Below are 16,628 nucleotides of genomic sequence, written 5' to 3'. Positions count from 1 at the left end.
CAGAGTTATTTGTAGGTCGTTCATATTGGGAAGACCTGAAGTCCTCCGGGATCGGGATCACGTCAGGGGAATACAGCGAAAAGATCCATACGATCAGCAATGAACTGACAGCTTACCGTTACGACGCGCTGCTATGGGTAGATAAACAAAACAAGTCACTGGTGCCGGAAAGGCATAAATATCAGCATGACCAGGGAGCTATCGGGCAATATTCGTCAGCTGCGGTAAGCGGTTATTCCCGCCCATCCGGCCTTGCATATGTGATCTACACCTCCGGATCAACCGGGCAGCCCAAGGGTGTAATGATCGAACACCGAAATGTGATCAACCTGTGTTACTGGCATAAGGAGGCCTTCGGGATCACTGCGGCAGATCGGGCGACGCTGTATGCGGGTGTAGCCTTCGATGCCTCAGTATGGGAGGCCTTTCCTTATCTGCTGAGCGGCGCCCATCTTCATGTAATTCCTGATGAACTGCGTCTGGATACAGCAAAGCTGCACGAGTATTACCGGAATAACGGAATCAGTATAAGCTTTCTGCCCACTCAGATAGCGGAACGCTTCCAGGAAGAAGGCCATACTACGTTACGCTACCTACTGACCGGAGGGGACAGGTTAAGGACATATACGCCGAAGAACCATGCTTTGGTGAATAACTACGGGCCAACGGAAAATACAGTGGTTTCAACAAGCTGCGTATTGAGCGCAGAACAGCAACTGCTCCCGATCGGCCGGCCGATCAGTAACGTTCGTGTCTATATTATGGATGAGAACCAACATCTGCAGGCTGTAGGCTGTCCCGGTGAGTTGTATATCGGGGGAGCAGGGGTAGGCAGGGGCTACCTGAACCAGGCATCGCTGACGAAGGGCCGGTTCATCGCAGACCCTTACCGCCCGGGTGAGCTGTTATACCGAAGCGGGGATATGGGACGCTGGCAGGCTGATGGTCAGATCGTATTTCTGGGGCGCCGTGATGAGCAACTGAAGATCCGTGGTTACCGGGTTGAGCCGGGAGAGATCGAGCACGCCATGCTCCATTTACCAGGGGTAAAAGCAGCGGTAGTGACTGTATGGCGCAGCGAGGAAGCTGAAGCAGAGAATGAGTTGGTAGCCTATATTGTCGGGGAGGTTACAGCGGATATTGGTGAGCTCCGGTCAGCCCTGTCGGAGGGCCTGCCGGGCTACATGCTGCCGTCGCATTACTTTAAACTTGATCATCTGCCATTAACCCCCAACGGTAAATTGGATAAAAGAGCACTCCCTATCCCTGCTTCTGCCAACATTCCACAAAGCAGAAAACCAGTAGGGCCAACAGATGCGATTGAAGAAAAGTTGCTTATGGCGTGGAAGAAAGTGCTCGGGGAACAGATCATAAGTATTCATGATAACTTTTTCGAAGTGGGCGGCACGTCTTTAAAGGTGATGAAACTTATCCGGGTCATTAACGAGCAATTCAAGACAGATCTATCAGCGGTGCAAATTTTCAGGTATCCTAATATCATGCAATTTTCAGTCTTATTGCGCTCGTCGGCCGGAGATATGAAAATAACGGAAAATGATGAATCGGATGATGAATTAGAAATCCTTCAGAACACACTTGATATTCTCGCTGATAAAGATTATGAGGATAATTAATGTAGGGAGAGAACATCAGAGAACTTATTTTATGACTTGGTAGTGTTAGTCCGGTATGAAGTCAAGTTTTTTAGCTGATTAACCTACTGGTCAGGAATTGATGATACTTGCCCGCCCGGCCCAAAATAGACCGACCTGCCTTTATGCTCATTGCGTAAAGGCAGGTCGGTTAAAAATTAAACACTTGTTTTTACATCATGCTGATCTGCATGGAGATTTTTACCGGAAATCCAGGAAGAATCAGTGACCTGATCCGGCGGATGTTTCCACAGCGTCGATATCGATACCTTGCTTTTTAAGTTCAGCGCCGGCCTTCCATGCATAAAATGCGATATATGCGAATCCGATCATCGGAACAATATAAGAAAAATGAATTCCGCTCATTCCTGATATAGCACCTGATGTGGTGTCTGCGAGAATACCCTGCAACGGCGGAATAATAGAACCTCCCAGGATCATCATGATAAGGAATGCTGAACCCTGACTGGTATATTTACCTAAACCGGTTACCGCAAGGGCGAAGATCGATGGCCACATGATCGAGCAGCATAAACCTCCGCTTATCAGTGCAAAGAGACCGATACGGCCAGTGGTTAGGAGACCGAGTGAAATCGTAATAATCCCAAGTATACCGAAGATGGTCAGCGTCCGGATGGGTTTTTGCTGCCCGATGAAAAATGCTACGATCAGGATGACTACCGGAATTGCATATGAATATAAGTGAGAAACATCCCTGCCGCTGACCAAATTGACCAATAGGATTACCCCGAAAGCAACGAATGGTACTATAACGGTTAAAATAGCTTTAGTAACTTTCGTTAGGTTAAAAGCTGCAATTGCGCCCGTCCAACGGCCAATCATGAGGCTTCCCCAGTAAAGTGAGATAAAAGGAGCTATCTCGGATTCATTGTAATGCCCGAATTCAGGAGTTTGCACCAGTGATCCAAGATTACTTTGAATCGTAACCTCCGTTCCCACGTACGTAAATATGGCAATCATCCCATATATCAATTGAGGATACTGCATAGCACCCCAACCGGTTTTGTCTTTTGATGCCGCCAACATTGATGAAAATAATGTTACTAGAATAATAGCAAGCGATGCATATACAAAATAAGCCTGTTTAATACCTGTCCTTACGCTTAATTCAGGGTTCACAAGACAAAATGCTACGAGTACTATAATCAATGGAAGCGTCGTTTTTTTACTAGGCTCGACAATTTCATCACTCGTAACCCTAGGTAGTTTTGAAACCCAGAAAAATAATGCTACCGCGACGAACATGCCCGCCAATATCATATAAAGATTGTTCACTGAAGTGATCTTCACCTGGTCTGCAGGAATAATTTTGGTTGCACTTCCGAACAGTATCAGACTAAGGATCACCGGGCCCAGCACACCTCCGATGTTATTGATACTTCCTGCAAAATTCAGGCGGTGAGTACCTGTTGCCGGCGTTCCTAAAGCTACCACGAATGGATTGGCCGCGGTTTGCTGCAGAGAGAAACCCAGGGTTATCACAAATTCGACACCCAGAACCAGTCCGAACGAATCTGCATTTACAGCAGGGAGCATCAGTATAGCTCCGAATGCAGATAGCAGCAAGCCCGCGATAATGATGTTTTTGTAACCATATTTATTAACTATATCAACTTTCGTGATTTTCGAGATTAAATAAAGTAACAGGGAACTAACAAAATAACCACCATAAAATGTATAATCAATCAACTGAGATTCAAATTGTGTCAGTTTAAAATGCGCTTTACAGAAGGGAATAAAAATGCCATTGGAGGCAGCGATAAATCCCCAGAAAAAAAATACGGTAATCAAGGTGTACAGCGCTGACCCGTAGCTTTTGGTATTGTTTTGTTCCATTTTTTAGATTAGATATTTGATTTTTGGAGAGTAAAAGTAGTAAAATACTTAACAAAACAACCTTTTATTTCTAACTTGTCAAGGCCTTTGAAATAATAATATTTGTACTCCGGCAAGTAAATAAACAGCTATTTATGAAAAAAGATAATTACAGTGGATTGGAGGTTGCTATCATCGGTATGGCGTGTCGATTTCCCGGAGCAAGAAACTGGAGGGAATTTTGGCAAAATCTTCAAACAGGAGTGGAATCCATTGAAATTACCGAGGTAACCAGAGCCGGTGGATTAAACGGAGGGGATGATAAAGTCGTATTCTCCAAAGCTACATTGAGTGATAAAGAAATGTTCGACCCTGCTTTTTTTGGCTATCGGCCCGAGGAGGCAGGCTTAATGAATCCGCTTCACCGCATTTTGCACGAATGCATTTATGAAGCTTTAGAGGACGCCGCCTGTGATCCCTCAGCCGTAAAAGGTCCGATATCCCTGTTCGCAGGCGGGAATGATGATTTTAATTGGAAACTATACGCGAAACTTGTCAACAGGGAAGCCCTGATTGATGACTTCAATATGGCTGTTGTAACGAATAAGGACTTTTTGTCATCGCTGTTGTCGTATAAATTAAATTTAAATGGCCCTTCGGTTTACTTGAATACTGCGTGTTCAACATCTTTGGTCGCAGTTAATATGGCTTGTAAAAGCCTGCTGCTGGGTGAGTCCAGAATTGCTTTGGCTGGAGGAGTCTCTGTCATTACCCAGGAGGGGGCAGGAGCCACCGGAACAGAGGGCTCGGTGTTCTCGAAAGATGGACATTGCAGGGCTTTTGATCAGGATGCAAGCGGAACCGTTGGCGGAGAGGGTGCAGGTGTCATCGTATTGAAACGCCTTAGCGACGCTATTGCCGACGGTGATCATATTTATTCGATTATTAAAGGAAGTGCCATCAATAATGATGGCAACCGTAAAGTAAGTTTCGCGGCGCCGAGCGTTGAAGGTCAGGCTGAGTGTCTCAGAGCTGCCTATAGGTTTGCGCGCGTGGATCCTGCGTCTGTGTCTTTCGTTGAAGGACACGGGACCGGTACAAGACTTGGAGACCCTATTGAAGTTGAGGCTCTTAATCTCGTTTTCAACGGACGCAGACAACCTTGCGCACTGGGGTCGGTCAAAAGCAATATAGGTCACCTTGATTCCGCAGCCGGGCTTGCCGGGCTCATCAAAGCCTGTCTCAGCCTTAAATACAGGAAAATCCCGGCTACGCTTAACTTTGTAGAACCTAACCCGGAAATCAATTTTAAAGAGGGCCCATTCTTTGTGAATGACAGTTTACTTGAATGGAAAAATGAGGATGGAATTCCACGCCGGGCAGGTGTCAGTTCATTTGGAGTAGGAGGAACGAACGCCCATGTGGTTCTCGAGGAGTATCAGGAGCCTGATAATAATCAGCATATATTCGATGCCAAACCTCCGGGCAAACCCTATGTTGTGAATGTTTCTGCAAAGACCGATAGTGCGCTGCTGGGTTATTTGAATAAGCTTGCCGCTTTCGTCAGGAGTAATGACGTCAGTTTTGACGATATGAGCTACACCCTCGATACCGGCAGGGCGAATTTTCCGCTTCGACGCTCTGTGGTATTTAACACCAGAGAAGAGTTTTTGAAAGCACTTGATGCAAACGATAGATCAGCATTAAACCTTACTGTTCCTGATAGATCCCCTGAAGTCATATTTATGTTTCCGGGCCAGGGAGCTCAATATGCCCGGATGTGCCTTACGATTTATCGTCGGGATAATTTTTTTCGCGATTTAATGGATAAAGGTCTTAGTTATCTGGAACTAATTACTCCGGATAATTACCGGAATGCATTGTTTTCCGACGAAGTTCAGCCGGATTGGTTGAGCAACACCTCCTTTGTTCAGCCTTTGATCTTTCTGGTTGAATATGTGCTGGCGAAAACGATGATGCATTATGGCGTTAAACCTTCCCGCATGATTGGCCATAGTGTAGGTGAATATACCTGTGCCTGCCTGGCAGGTGTTCTAACCTTTGAAAGTGCGTTGGATCTGGTGGTTGGAAGGGCAAAGGTTATGCAGCATGTGAGCGAAGGGAGAATGTTAAGCGCCCAACTTATACATGACGAAGCAAAAAACTATTTAAACGAAACAATATCGCTTGCAGCCGTAAATTCCACTGATCAGGTAGTTTTTTCCGGGAGTTGTGATGCTATTATTGACCTTCAGTCCAGGCTTGGAAAGCTTGGAATCGCCTGTGTTTTGCTAAATGTAAAACTAGCCTTTCATTCGCATTTACTTGAACCTGTGTTAGCTGATTTTCATCGGTTGGTCGAAAAGATTTCATTTGAAGACCATCAGATTCCCTATGTCTCGAATGTTACGGGCGGGATGATCACCGAAAACGAATACAAAAAACCCGGGTACTGGGTTAAACATATGCGCGATACGGTTTGGTTTGACAAGGGCTTAAGTTTACTTTATAATGGGAACGATCAAAATATATTTGTGGAAATCGGCCCCGGCAACATCTTATCACGTCTTGCACATAAGAAGACTGGTCGCATTAATGCGCCTAACATTTTGAATTTGATCACGGCTAAAGACGAAACCTCCGGCGTCGACATGTTTCAAGCTAATTTCGGGAAATTGTGGTCACTCGGCGTCCCTGTTAACTGGCGAAGATTTTATACGGACCTAAAGCCCAGAAAAATCTCGCTGCCTACCTATGCCTTTGATCAAATGAAATTTCCGACAGTTGTCAATCCTTTTAATCACGGGTTGTATCTAAAAGATCAGGACAATCAGGCCATTTCAACTGTTTCTGAAAACACACTTTATCTGCCAACCTGGAAAAAATACCTGCATAACCATGTTGCCTCGCCTGGTAAGAAAACCTTACTTTTTTCAGGCAATGACGATTCTTCCCAAGCTGTCCTGAAAGGATTAATTGAAAGGGAGGCCTCAGTACTGCAGGTATCGATGGGGGATGCTTTTCGCGCAGGTGTTGCTGGTGGTTACACAGTGAACCCCTTTAGTCTCCGGGACTTCGAACTTCTTTTCAATGAAATAAACCGTGTCGGGGCAGAGATTGAAACGATCATTTACCTTTGGCCCGTAGTAGCGGTTTACGATAAACACAAATTGACTTCAGAAGGCTCCGCTTACACTTTCGAAGCGTTGTCCCATATCATAAAAACAATCGTGTCTCGAAAAGAATTCGCTAATGTGTTCGTCAAAATTTTCACGGCTTCCATGTATGAAGTTTTTCCGGAGGATAAAACTGGTTGGATGCAGGCCCTGTTAATCGGATTGAACAACGTATTGGTGCAGGAATATACAATTAAAAGCCAGATCATAGATGTTTCTGATAGTTGGCAAAGTGATATACCGGTACTTTGTGAGCACGCACTTGCTGATTTTGATGAAAGATCTTTAGCCATCCGACATGGTCAATTATGGGTTCCGGATTTTCAGGCTATCCGGAACAATGCAAATAATCAGAATATAAAAGTTAAGGAAGGGAAACATTATTTGCTGACAGGAGGTCTCGGCAGAGTTGCGGTTGTTATAGCGGAACATTTGCTCAGAAACACAGAGGCCAGTATTGTCTTATTGGGTAGATCAGATTTGGCGTCAGAAACCGTAAAAGAAAGGTTTAATAAATTGTCGGCGATCAGTAGCAAAGTTCATTATTTTTCAACTGACGTAACCAAGATCGAGCTTTTTGAGCCGCTGCTGCAGCGTATCGAAGACGAACTGGGCCCCATTGCCGGAATAGTACATGCTGCAGGTGAAGTCGATCTTCGTTTATTTGAAACGATAGAAGATATGACTCAGGAAAACGTTACTAAAATTCTGGCACCGAAGGCCCTTGGCCTCGAAAATATAATACGCTTGTTTGGCCAAAGGGACCTCGACTTTATGATCGCCACTTCCAGTGTGTCGACAATACTTGGCGGTTTGGGTTATGGGGCATATTCGGCAGCAAACGCATTGATGGAAGCTCGTATCAGTTCGATACAGAAAAGCCGGCCAACTTGGAAAAGTATTGCTTTTTCGGAAATGTATTTTGACGCCGGGACTCCCCGTAACGGCGCTGGAATGCAGTCTGCTATCGGCCCGGGGGAGATTGCTACCGTCTTTGATATAGCGGTGCAACTGGATACACCGCACATAATTCAGAGTGTTGAAAATATTTGGAGGCGAAGAGAACGGGTTTTCGAAGAACGTGGTGGTATTAAGCTGAATGAGGCGGACAGCTTTTTGAAAGTGCCGACGGATATAAGCCCGGAATTTTTCTCATCAACAAGCGGTACAGAAGAATATCTTCTTAAGATGATCGCCGGTTTTTTTGGTATCAATACGATTGCTGTGACGGATAATTTTTTTGATCTGGGGGGCGATTCATTAAGGGCAATGGTCGTTATCAAAAGGATAAAGGCTCAATATAAGGTAACTGTAGGCTTAGAAGATTTTTTTAATATGGCCGATTTAAGACAGCTCGCTGAGCTGATAGATCAATTGCAGGAGATTCGCAATGGGGACTTTTACACCAATGAAATAATTATTTAATAAGCTCATTTTTTTTTATACGGTCATAAAATTCAACGATCAGGTCAGCGATCCGATCAGAATTGTTATTGATGAAAAAATGATCGCCTGAGAGAACCCTGTGTTCGAAATGATTGCTTGTGAAATTTTTCCAATTTTCAATTTCACCGACTGTCTCCTCTTCACTTCCCATAATTGCGAGCACAGGACACTTAACGCCGGTATGCCCGGATAAATCGTTCTTTTCCGCTATTTCAAAGTCCGCTCGTAATATCGGCAGGTAAAAGGAAAGCAAATCCGGTTCATCGAAGATTTCTTCGGGTAGCCCCCCCAGCTTTTTAACTTCTTGAAAAAAATCGTCAGCGCCTAACAGATACCTTGTTGTTTTCATTGCAGCTGCTCTCGGACCAGGGGTGCCACTGACGATCATCCCGGCAGATTGCTTACCCGATTTCTCAAGAAGGTCCGTTACTGCGAGTGCTAATAATGCGCCCATACTGTGACCGTAGACTAAAAAAAAATCGTTGGATACACTTGCGTTTATTTGATTGAAGATGTCCTGTGCGCCTGTGTTGAAGTCCGTGATCAGGCTCTCTTTTACGCGCCTGCCCCTGCCGGGTAATTCCAGGGAGGTCACCTCGAAGTGCGATGAGAGGCGTTTGGGGAATGAGAACGAATAACAACTTCCGCCGGCAAAATGGATCAGGAAGAGCTTCGGTTTTATTTTATTCATTTCGTATAGTCTGGGGAGCAATTTTTAAAGTTAGTTGATTTAAGTACCGAAAATAACCTTGATTCAGTGAAATACAAAAATTATATTTACTACCGAAATATCTCCCTATGAATCTAAATCTCAAATTTCTAAAGCCAAATGTGATAATTGAGCCGCTTGTCGGAAGGTGGTACGCATGGGCTCACCTGGTATCTCCTGCAACAGCCGCAATGAATGTTACGGGCAGGCACCTGAAAATTATGAGATCCTACGTTGAAGCACCGGAACTACATGAAACAGCGGTAGCTAATCCCAAAATGCTTGGCGGCCCATTTATGGACTATCCTCAGCAACGGGTAGGCGAAATAAAAGAGCTGATCTCGAATACGGTTGTTCTGCAGGCTGATCAGATCTCTTTGGCTGAAGCGATAACAGAACTTAATGACTTACTGGAAAGTACTGCAAAGGGATATTCACTCGAGGACCTTTATCCGAAGATTCCGGATCTCTTAAAAGGCTATGTGGAATTGGTTTACGATCTGAACAATCATCCATCATTTCGTTTTTTTGAGCCTTTACTCTATAAAAGCAAGCTTTATAACAAAAAGGCGCAGTCTATTGCATTGTGGGTTACAGAAAATGACGAACGCCCTTTCTGCCTTAGTACCGCCAAGCTTAATAATCCGGATGTTTTACATCTTGACATCCCGTTTGATCATCCGGCAATAGATATACTTAGTCGTATGAAGAGGGCTCCCGGTGATGTAGCTGAGTTGGAAAAGCTCCTTCGCATTCCGCCTGAAAAAAAATGGCTGTTCGAATCGTTTTTTACAGAAAGAGAACATCCTGCCTACCGGAAGTATGACGGCAATAAAGTGAGAATGAGGTATTTCGGACACGCATGTATCCTGATCGAAACGAAGAACGTCAGCGTATTGGTAGACCCGCTTATTAATTACTATGGATATGATTCGAATGTTAATCATTATTCCGATATAGATTTACCGGATATGATTGATTATGTTTTAATTACTCATAATCACCAGGATCATATCCTTTTGGAAACGTTAATTCCATTACGTCATAAAATTAAGAACCTTATTGTTCCAGCAACAAGAAGCGGTGCGTTACAGGACCCTAATCTCAAACTTATGTTCAATAATATAGGTTTCAATAATGTTATTGAAGTAGATGAACTTGAAAATGTGAGTTTCCGTGATCTTACAATTACCGGAATCCCGTTTACCGGGGAACACAGCGATTTGAACATTAAAGCAAAGCTGTGCTATCATGTGTCGATCGGAGGGTCAACCTTCTTATTCGTCGCGGATTCGAGAGTATTAGAGTCGAGACTCTATCAGCATGTTCAAAGTATCACGGGCGATGTTGATGTATTGTTTTTAGGTATGGAATGTGACGGGGCGCCTTTAAGTTGGCTTTACGGCCCTTTATTTAGCAAACCGGTAGGAAGGACCGACGACCAGTCCAGGAGACTATCGGGATCAAATTTTGAAAGAGGGATTCAGCTCGTTGAGATCTTCCATCCCAAAGAAGTTTACGTTTACGCGATGGGTCAGGAACCTTGGGTTGAATTTATTAGTACGGTCAAATATACTGATGAATCCAACCCTATCGTGCAATCTAACCTTTTGATTGACCGATGTAAAAAAATGGGAATCACCGCTGAACGGCTCTATGGGGAAAAGGAGCTTTTGTACCGCTATAAATTTGAGATTTAAGCGATACGTTTATAATGTTCCGTTACATGGTGACGTAACCCTATCTATTTATTCCCGACGAATTACCAACCAGAAATTAAGGTTATGGAAAAACTTTTAGCCCGATTGATTAAAAATAATATTCAAATCTCCTTACAGGAGGAGAATCTGAAATTGAATTATAGCGGAGATTCGATACCTGGAGATTTGATCACCGAAATCAGGGCGTCAAAAAAGCAGTTAGTAGAATATCTTAAGAAGCAAGGGAACGGAACATCAGGAAATGATACGATCCCAATTGCGGAGATATCCGATGAGGGTTATATATTATCGTCGTCTCAACGACGTCTGTGGCTGCTATGTCAGGTTGATGAGGTAAGGATCGCGTACAATATGGCGACTGCTGTTTATTTTAACGGTGATTTAAATATTGATGACCTGTCGGTTTGCGTTGGGATTTTAATTCGCCGTCATGAGATATTGCGGACCGTTTTTCGGGAAGATACAACCGGTGAACCCCGGCAATTTGTTATCCCTCCTGGTGAATTTCCCTTTACCATTACATATGCAGATTTACGGATGGATGCGGACAGGGAACATAGCTTAGCGCAAAAATTGTATAAGGACTCAAGTGTTCTTTTAGATTTTGAGAATGGCCCCTTATTTCACTTGCAGGCCATTCGTTTGGAAAATACGCAATGGTTGATTTCATTCGTTATTCATCACATCATAAGTGATGGCTGGTCGATGGATCTTCTCACAGCCGAATTGCTTAAACTGTATAAGGCCGCCCCCGGACTTCGCGAAAAGCTTCTTGCTCCAATGCGATTGCAATATAAAGACTTTGCGGTCTGGCAGCAGTCGCAACTTAAAATGGGAATACTCAACGGGCAGCAACAATATTGGATAAGCAGATTCAGCGGATCGCTGCCTGTTCTGCAGCTAATGGAAAAGGGAGCACGCCCTCCGGTCAAAACCTATAATGGGGCCTTTAAAAACTATATTTTCAACAGAAAAGATGCGGAAAAGATCAGGCTGACGGCCAGACAGACAGGTACTACACTGTATATGAATTTGTTGTCCCTCGTTTATGTTTTGATTAATAAATTTTCCGGGCAGAGTGACATTGTTTTAGGCACTCCTATTGCAGGAAGGAATTTTGACGGGGTTGACAAACAACTTGGATTTTATGTCAATTCGCTGCCTTTGAGATTATCATTAAACGCGGCTGAATCCTATTTTCAACTACTGGAAAATGTCAGGAAAATGATGATGGAAGCGTTTGAAAATCAGGACTTCCCTTTTGATGAATTGGTTGCTTCGTTGAATTTGACAACTGACAGGAGCCGTAATCCGTTGTTTGACGTCGTGGTAGTTCTCCAAAACGCGAATTTGAATCAATCAGTCGCCCAGGCCAGCCGCGAGAACAATTCTACAATACCGCGGGCATTTGCTGAAAATACACGAAGTTTGTTTGACCTTACCTTTGATTTCCGGGAGTACGGTGAGGAAATCATGCTTGTATTGAAATACAATACGGATTTGTTTACCCTTTCTCAAATAAATCGTTTATCGGGATATTTTGAATTGATATTGTCATCCGTATTGGCGGAACCAAGCAGGAGTTTAGAAGATTTGCCGATAATTACTGAAGCCGATTATCAAAAGGTGTTATATGATTTCAATCATGCAAACGGACAACCTGAAAAATCTGGTAGTCTTATCGAACTTATTGAAAAACAGGTCTCCCTTTACCCGGATCGACCTGCGGTCAGCTTTGACGGAAAGGTAATCTCTTATCAGGAATTAGATGAAAGATCGGGTCGTTTAGCTAATCTTCTGATGCGGAAAGTTCAAATCGTACCTGGAATGAGAGTAGGATTGCTGCTCCGGAGAACTCCGGATCTTTTAATATCCATTTTGGCAATACTCAAAGCAGGAGGATGCTATCTGCCACTTGATCATGAGTATCCTGAAGAACGTTTGCTATATATGTTAGAGGATGCGGGAGCTACCACACTGATCACCGAATCGGCATTGATTGAGTCTGCGAACAGACTATTATGGCGAGGGTCCGTCAGGAACATAGTGTCCTGTGATTCAGAGCAGATTCGTATGGACGAAGGACTGCGACAAAATGAATTAATGAGTAAGGATTTGTGGAATTACATCGGAAGATCAACGAATGATCTGATCAGCCTCGGAGGCTGGAAGAGCAGTTATACCGGTCTTGATTTTTCGAAGGAGGAGATGAAAGAATACGCTCAAAATGCCTACCACAAACTAAGACACCTTTTTCACAAGAAATTAAAGGTACTAGAAATAGGTTGCTCCTCCGGACTTACTTTGTTTGAGATAGCGCCGTTTGTTGGAAAATATGTTGGTACAGATTTATCGGATTCAATATTGACACATACCCGGCAGATTGCGCGAAATCGTGCACTCGGGAACGTAGAACTAATAAATCTTGCCGCACTCGATATTGATCAATTGGAAGAGGAAGATTTTGATGTCGTGATCCTCAACAGCGTCGTGCAATGTTTTAATGGACCTAACTATTTATTCCAGGTACTCAGGAAAGTTATTGCAAAATTGAAAGACAAAGGAGTGCTATTCCTCGGAGATCTCATGGACGAAGACAAGCGGCTGGTCATGATCAGTGAATTGTCGAATTTCAAAGAACAGCACGCAGGTTCAGATTATCAAACAAAAACCGATTTTTCGGCTGAATTTTTTTTATCCAAAGGCTACATAGAGGACCTGATACACGATGGAATAGGCGTGCAGTCAGTTGCTTTTTCAGATAAAGTGCATCAATTGGAAAATGAACTGACGAAATTTCGCTTTGATGCTATTTTACATATTGACAAATCGGTTACGCGTGAGATAGGCAACAGGCATAAATTTTATTATGATCTCAATGAAATCAATAATGAATCTGCTACGGCTCGCCGTCCATTTCTTCCTCCTGATTCTCCTTTTTACGTAATTTATACCTCCGGTTCAACGGGAAGTCCTAAGGGCGTTATGGTCGAGGAACGCGCATTTATCAACTTGTTGATGTGGTACCGGAATATTATTCGCCTTGGTGCGGATGAAAGCGTATTATTGAGCTCGCCGATCTGTTTTGACCTAACTCAGAAAAATTTATTTCTGCCATTGCTGTGCGGGGCGAAACTGGTGCTGCCGAAAATGCTATATGCTGATTATAATTATCTGGCTGATATTATTGAAAGTGAGAATATCAGCGTTTTAAACTGCGCACCCAGCGCATTCTATCCGCTGCTTGAAGAATCTGTTAATGCAGCGTTTTCAAAACTCAAGAGTCTTAACTTAGTCGTTCTTGGTGGAGAACCAATCAATAAGAAAGAATTTTTTAATTGGAGGCGAAGTGAATTTTTTAATGCCCAAATTATTAATTCTTACGGCCCGACTGAATGTACGGATGTTGTTTCTTATTATGTTATCACTCCTGACGACTGGGAGAACGGAACCCCTGTTCCAATAGGGAGGCCAGTCGATCTTTGCTGTCTTTACGTCCTTGACCGCAGAGGAGCCCCGGTTCCTCCGGATGTAGCAGGCGAGATTTTCATTTCGGGTATATGCGTGTCGAGAGGGTATCTGAATTCACCTACCTTAAATGCGGATAAGTTCCTTCTGAACCCGTTTATCAAAGAACATCGAATGTACAAAACAGGTGATCTGGGAAAGTGGACAGATGATGGAGATATTGTTTTTTTGGGAAGAGCTGATGACCAAGTCAAAATTAGGGGGAACAGAATTGAACTTGGCGAAATTGAGACGACGCTGATGCAATATTCGGGGATAGAGACTGCCGTGGTCAGATCGACTCAGTCACCATCCGGGAACCACGATATAATAGCCTACTATACTGGGCCGGAGAGCGTAGAGACAAAAGAACTAAGGTCTTTCCTCAGCAACAGGCTTGCAATATACATGCTGCCTAGCTATTTTGTATTTATGGAAAGGTTCCCGCTTAATCCTAACGGAAAAATCGACAGAAAGTCTTTGCCTCCTCCTAATGACTACATTGAGGAAAATAAAGTTGAAATTGTCCCGCCCCGTAATGACGCTGAGCGCATACTTGTCTCGAGCTTGTCATCCGTTTTAAGAAAAAACATTGGTAACGTAAAAGATGATTTCTTCGCGCTTGGCGGCGACTCGATAAAGGCCATCAAGTTGATTTCGGACTTGAGGAAAAAAGGTTTATTACTTTCTATTAGGGATGTTATGCTGCACCCGATAATAGAGGAACTCGCTATTTTACTAAATCATGGTCCCGGGCCTTCCTTAAAGTCCTTTCCCGCAAAGACTTTTACCATGAGTCCCATCCAAAAGGCCTTTTTCGAACGATCTGATGAAAAAAACCGACATCATTTTAATCAGTCAGTCCTGATCGAAGCCCCTTTGATGGAAGCAGAGGTGCTTAAGGAAACTTTAAATCAGTTGGTTACCCATCACGATTATCTACGGGCCAATTTTTACTTGGACGGTGCCGATTGGAAGGATAAGATCAATGAGTCATGCGATATTGATTTGCTAACTGTTACTGATTATGACGAGTCGTCGTTTGAAGACTATTGTGAAGTAATACAAGCATCTTTTTATCTTGAATCAGGTCCTCTATTCAAGGCCGCATTGTTTAAAAGTAATGGAGTTCAACGATTATTACTTGTTGCTCATCACCTGATAATAGATGGCGTATCCTGGCGGGTTTTACTGGAGGACCTAGCAAATTTATATGACAGTATTCAGGATGGCAGAACATTTGAATTACCTGGCAAAACATTAAGTTTTAATACCTGGAAAAACCATTTAACAAATTATGCAGATAGTGAAATGTTAACGACCGAAAAAAAATATTGGGATCAAGTCGAGCGGAAATTGTTGGACAATATTATACACACTGATTATGCTGGCGGTGTGAATTTGATGGGGGATATTTCAACAGTTACTTTTTCATATCCTACTGATGCGTTCAGAGGCATGCTGGTAAACTCATATAGCGCAGCGAAGGGAAGTGTAAACGAGTTTATGATCAGCGCTCTTGCGCTTGCATGTTCAGATGTTTTCAGTTCGGAGGCTATAAATATCAAGATAGAATTGCATGGAAGGGAAAATTCATTCGACTCAGGCGACGTCAGCTGTACTGTTGGATGGTTTACAACTGAGTACCCGGTTGTTATTGATGTTACCCATTCTAAAAGTATGCAAGCTCAACTTGAACTTACCAAACTCGCCCTCTGTGCTGTACCTAATCAAGGGACAGGATACGGGTTGTTGAGATATACGAGGGGAGAACCTTACTTTAATGAACCGCAAATTTCGTTCAATTATTTGGGCGAATTTGATACGGGTTTAAGCGTTTATGGTCATAATCAAAAGTTTTCTATTTCAACTAAAGCGCATGGGAGACAGGCGGCTGATTCCTTAAAAAGATTAACGATGATTGATCTTTGGGGGGTTGCATCTGCCGATTATATAGTTTTTGGGATAAATTACAGCGAAAAACAATTTGCAAAATTAACAATGGAAAGGTTATCAGGCGCTTTGCAAGGGTATATATCACTATCTGGGGAAAATCAAAACTAAGTGTTAGGAGGCCATGGATTTAAATTTGGACTCAAAAAATCATTAAAGGTCCAAACTATAAAACATATTCAAAAATTGCCATACGCCGGTTATTCAATTACAGCGATTGGAAGTCTATTAAATTGTACCGGTCGCAACTGTCCCATAAGTTGTAATAGCCACTATTTGATCTGACAGTTGTGTGTTTTTATAAGTTGCCAGATTTGATTTGTGAATATAGTTTTTTCTCGTGTAAATGCATCGACACAGATTCTTCAGAGCCCTTTTTGTGAGGGCTCTGAAGAATCTGGTCATCGGCGAGCCTCTCCAATAACTTTTCCTGTGCCATTGGTATACTGTCGATGAGCGTTTGCATGGGCGTTTTATCAAAGCAGTATTTGCCGCTGTGTGTCCGTTCATTATTATAATTGTACATCCATCTGTCCAGATCTGCCTGGAGTTCAGCTATGCTGCGATAGATCTTTTTTCGGAAAGCGATAGCATAGAACTCATCCTGGATAGTGCGGTGGAAGCGCTC

7 protein-coding genes are annotated in these 16,628 nt (G+C 43.2%); 4 read left to right on the top strand and 3 right to left on the bottom strand.

The annotated features are described in order from the left end of the window. On the top strand, positions 1-1,634 hold a 1,634-nt coding region (locus LX99_RS24970), incomplete at its 5' end, for a non-ribosomal peptide synthetase (protein ID WP_146203225.1). A 240-nt stretch (positions 1,635-1,874) separates the two neighbouring features. Here the strand turns inward: LX99_RS24970 and LX99_RS24965 are convergent. Continuing rightward, positions 1,875-3,509: an MFS transporter gene (locus LX99_RS24965; RefSeq protein WP_109611028.1), complete on the bottom strand. Its 1,635-nt coding sequence runs from the start codon at positions 3,507-3,509 to the stop codon at positions 1,875-1,877. A 134-nt stretch (positions 3,510-3,643) separates the two neighbouring features. On the opposite strand from LX99_RS24965, the gene LX99_RS24960 reads away from it, so the two are divergent. Then, complete coding sequence (locus LX99_RS24960) at positions 3,644-8,089, top strand: type I polyketide synthase (RefSeq protein ID WP_109611026.1); 4,446 nt, start codon at positions 3,644-3,646, stop codon at positions 8,087-8,089. Here LX99_RS24960 and LX99_RS24955 read toward each other — a convergent pair. Then, a complete protein-coding gene (locus tag LX99_RS24955; protein WP_109611023.1) occupies positions 8,082-8,801 on the bottom strand; it encodes a thioesterase II family protein in 720 nt (239 codons plus the stop codon). The genes LX99_RS24960 and LX99_RS24955 overlap by 8 nt on opposite strands. A 107-nt stretch (positions 8,802-8,908) precedes the next feature. On the opposite strand from LX99_RS24955, the gene LX99_RS24950 reads away from it, so the two are divergent. After that, complete coding sequence (locus tag LX99_RS24950) at positions 8,909-10,519, top strand: MBL fold metallo-hydrolase (protein ID WP_109611021.1); 1,611 nt, start codon at positions 8,909-8,911, stop codon at positions 10,517-10,519. 84 nt (positions 10,520-10,603) lie between these two features. Beyond that, complete coding sequence (locus LX99_RS24945; RefSeq protein ID WP_109611019.1) at positions 10,604-16,111, top strand: condensation domain-containing protein; 5,508 nt, start codon at positions 10,604-10,606, stop codon at positions 16,109-16,111. A gap of 187 nt (positions 16,112-16,298) precedes the next feature. Here LX99_RS24945 and LX99_RS25980 read toward each other — a convergent pair. Further along, the coding region (locus LX99_RS25980) for an integrase core domain-containing protein (RefSeq protein ID WP_211319093.1) at positions 16,299-16,628 on the bottom strand (330 nt) is incomplete at its 5' end.

The organism is Mucilaginibacter oryzae (assembly GCF_003148845.1).
Taxonomy (GTDB): Bacteria; Bacteroidota; Bacteroidia; order Sphingobacteriales; family Sphingobacteriaceae; genus Mucilaginibacter; species Mucilaginibacter oryzae.
The sequence above is the reverse complement of the archived record's forward strand: the minus strand, read 5'-3'. Positions and strand labels throughout refer to the sequence as shown.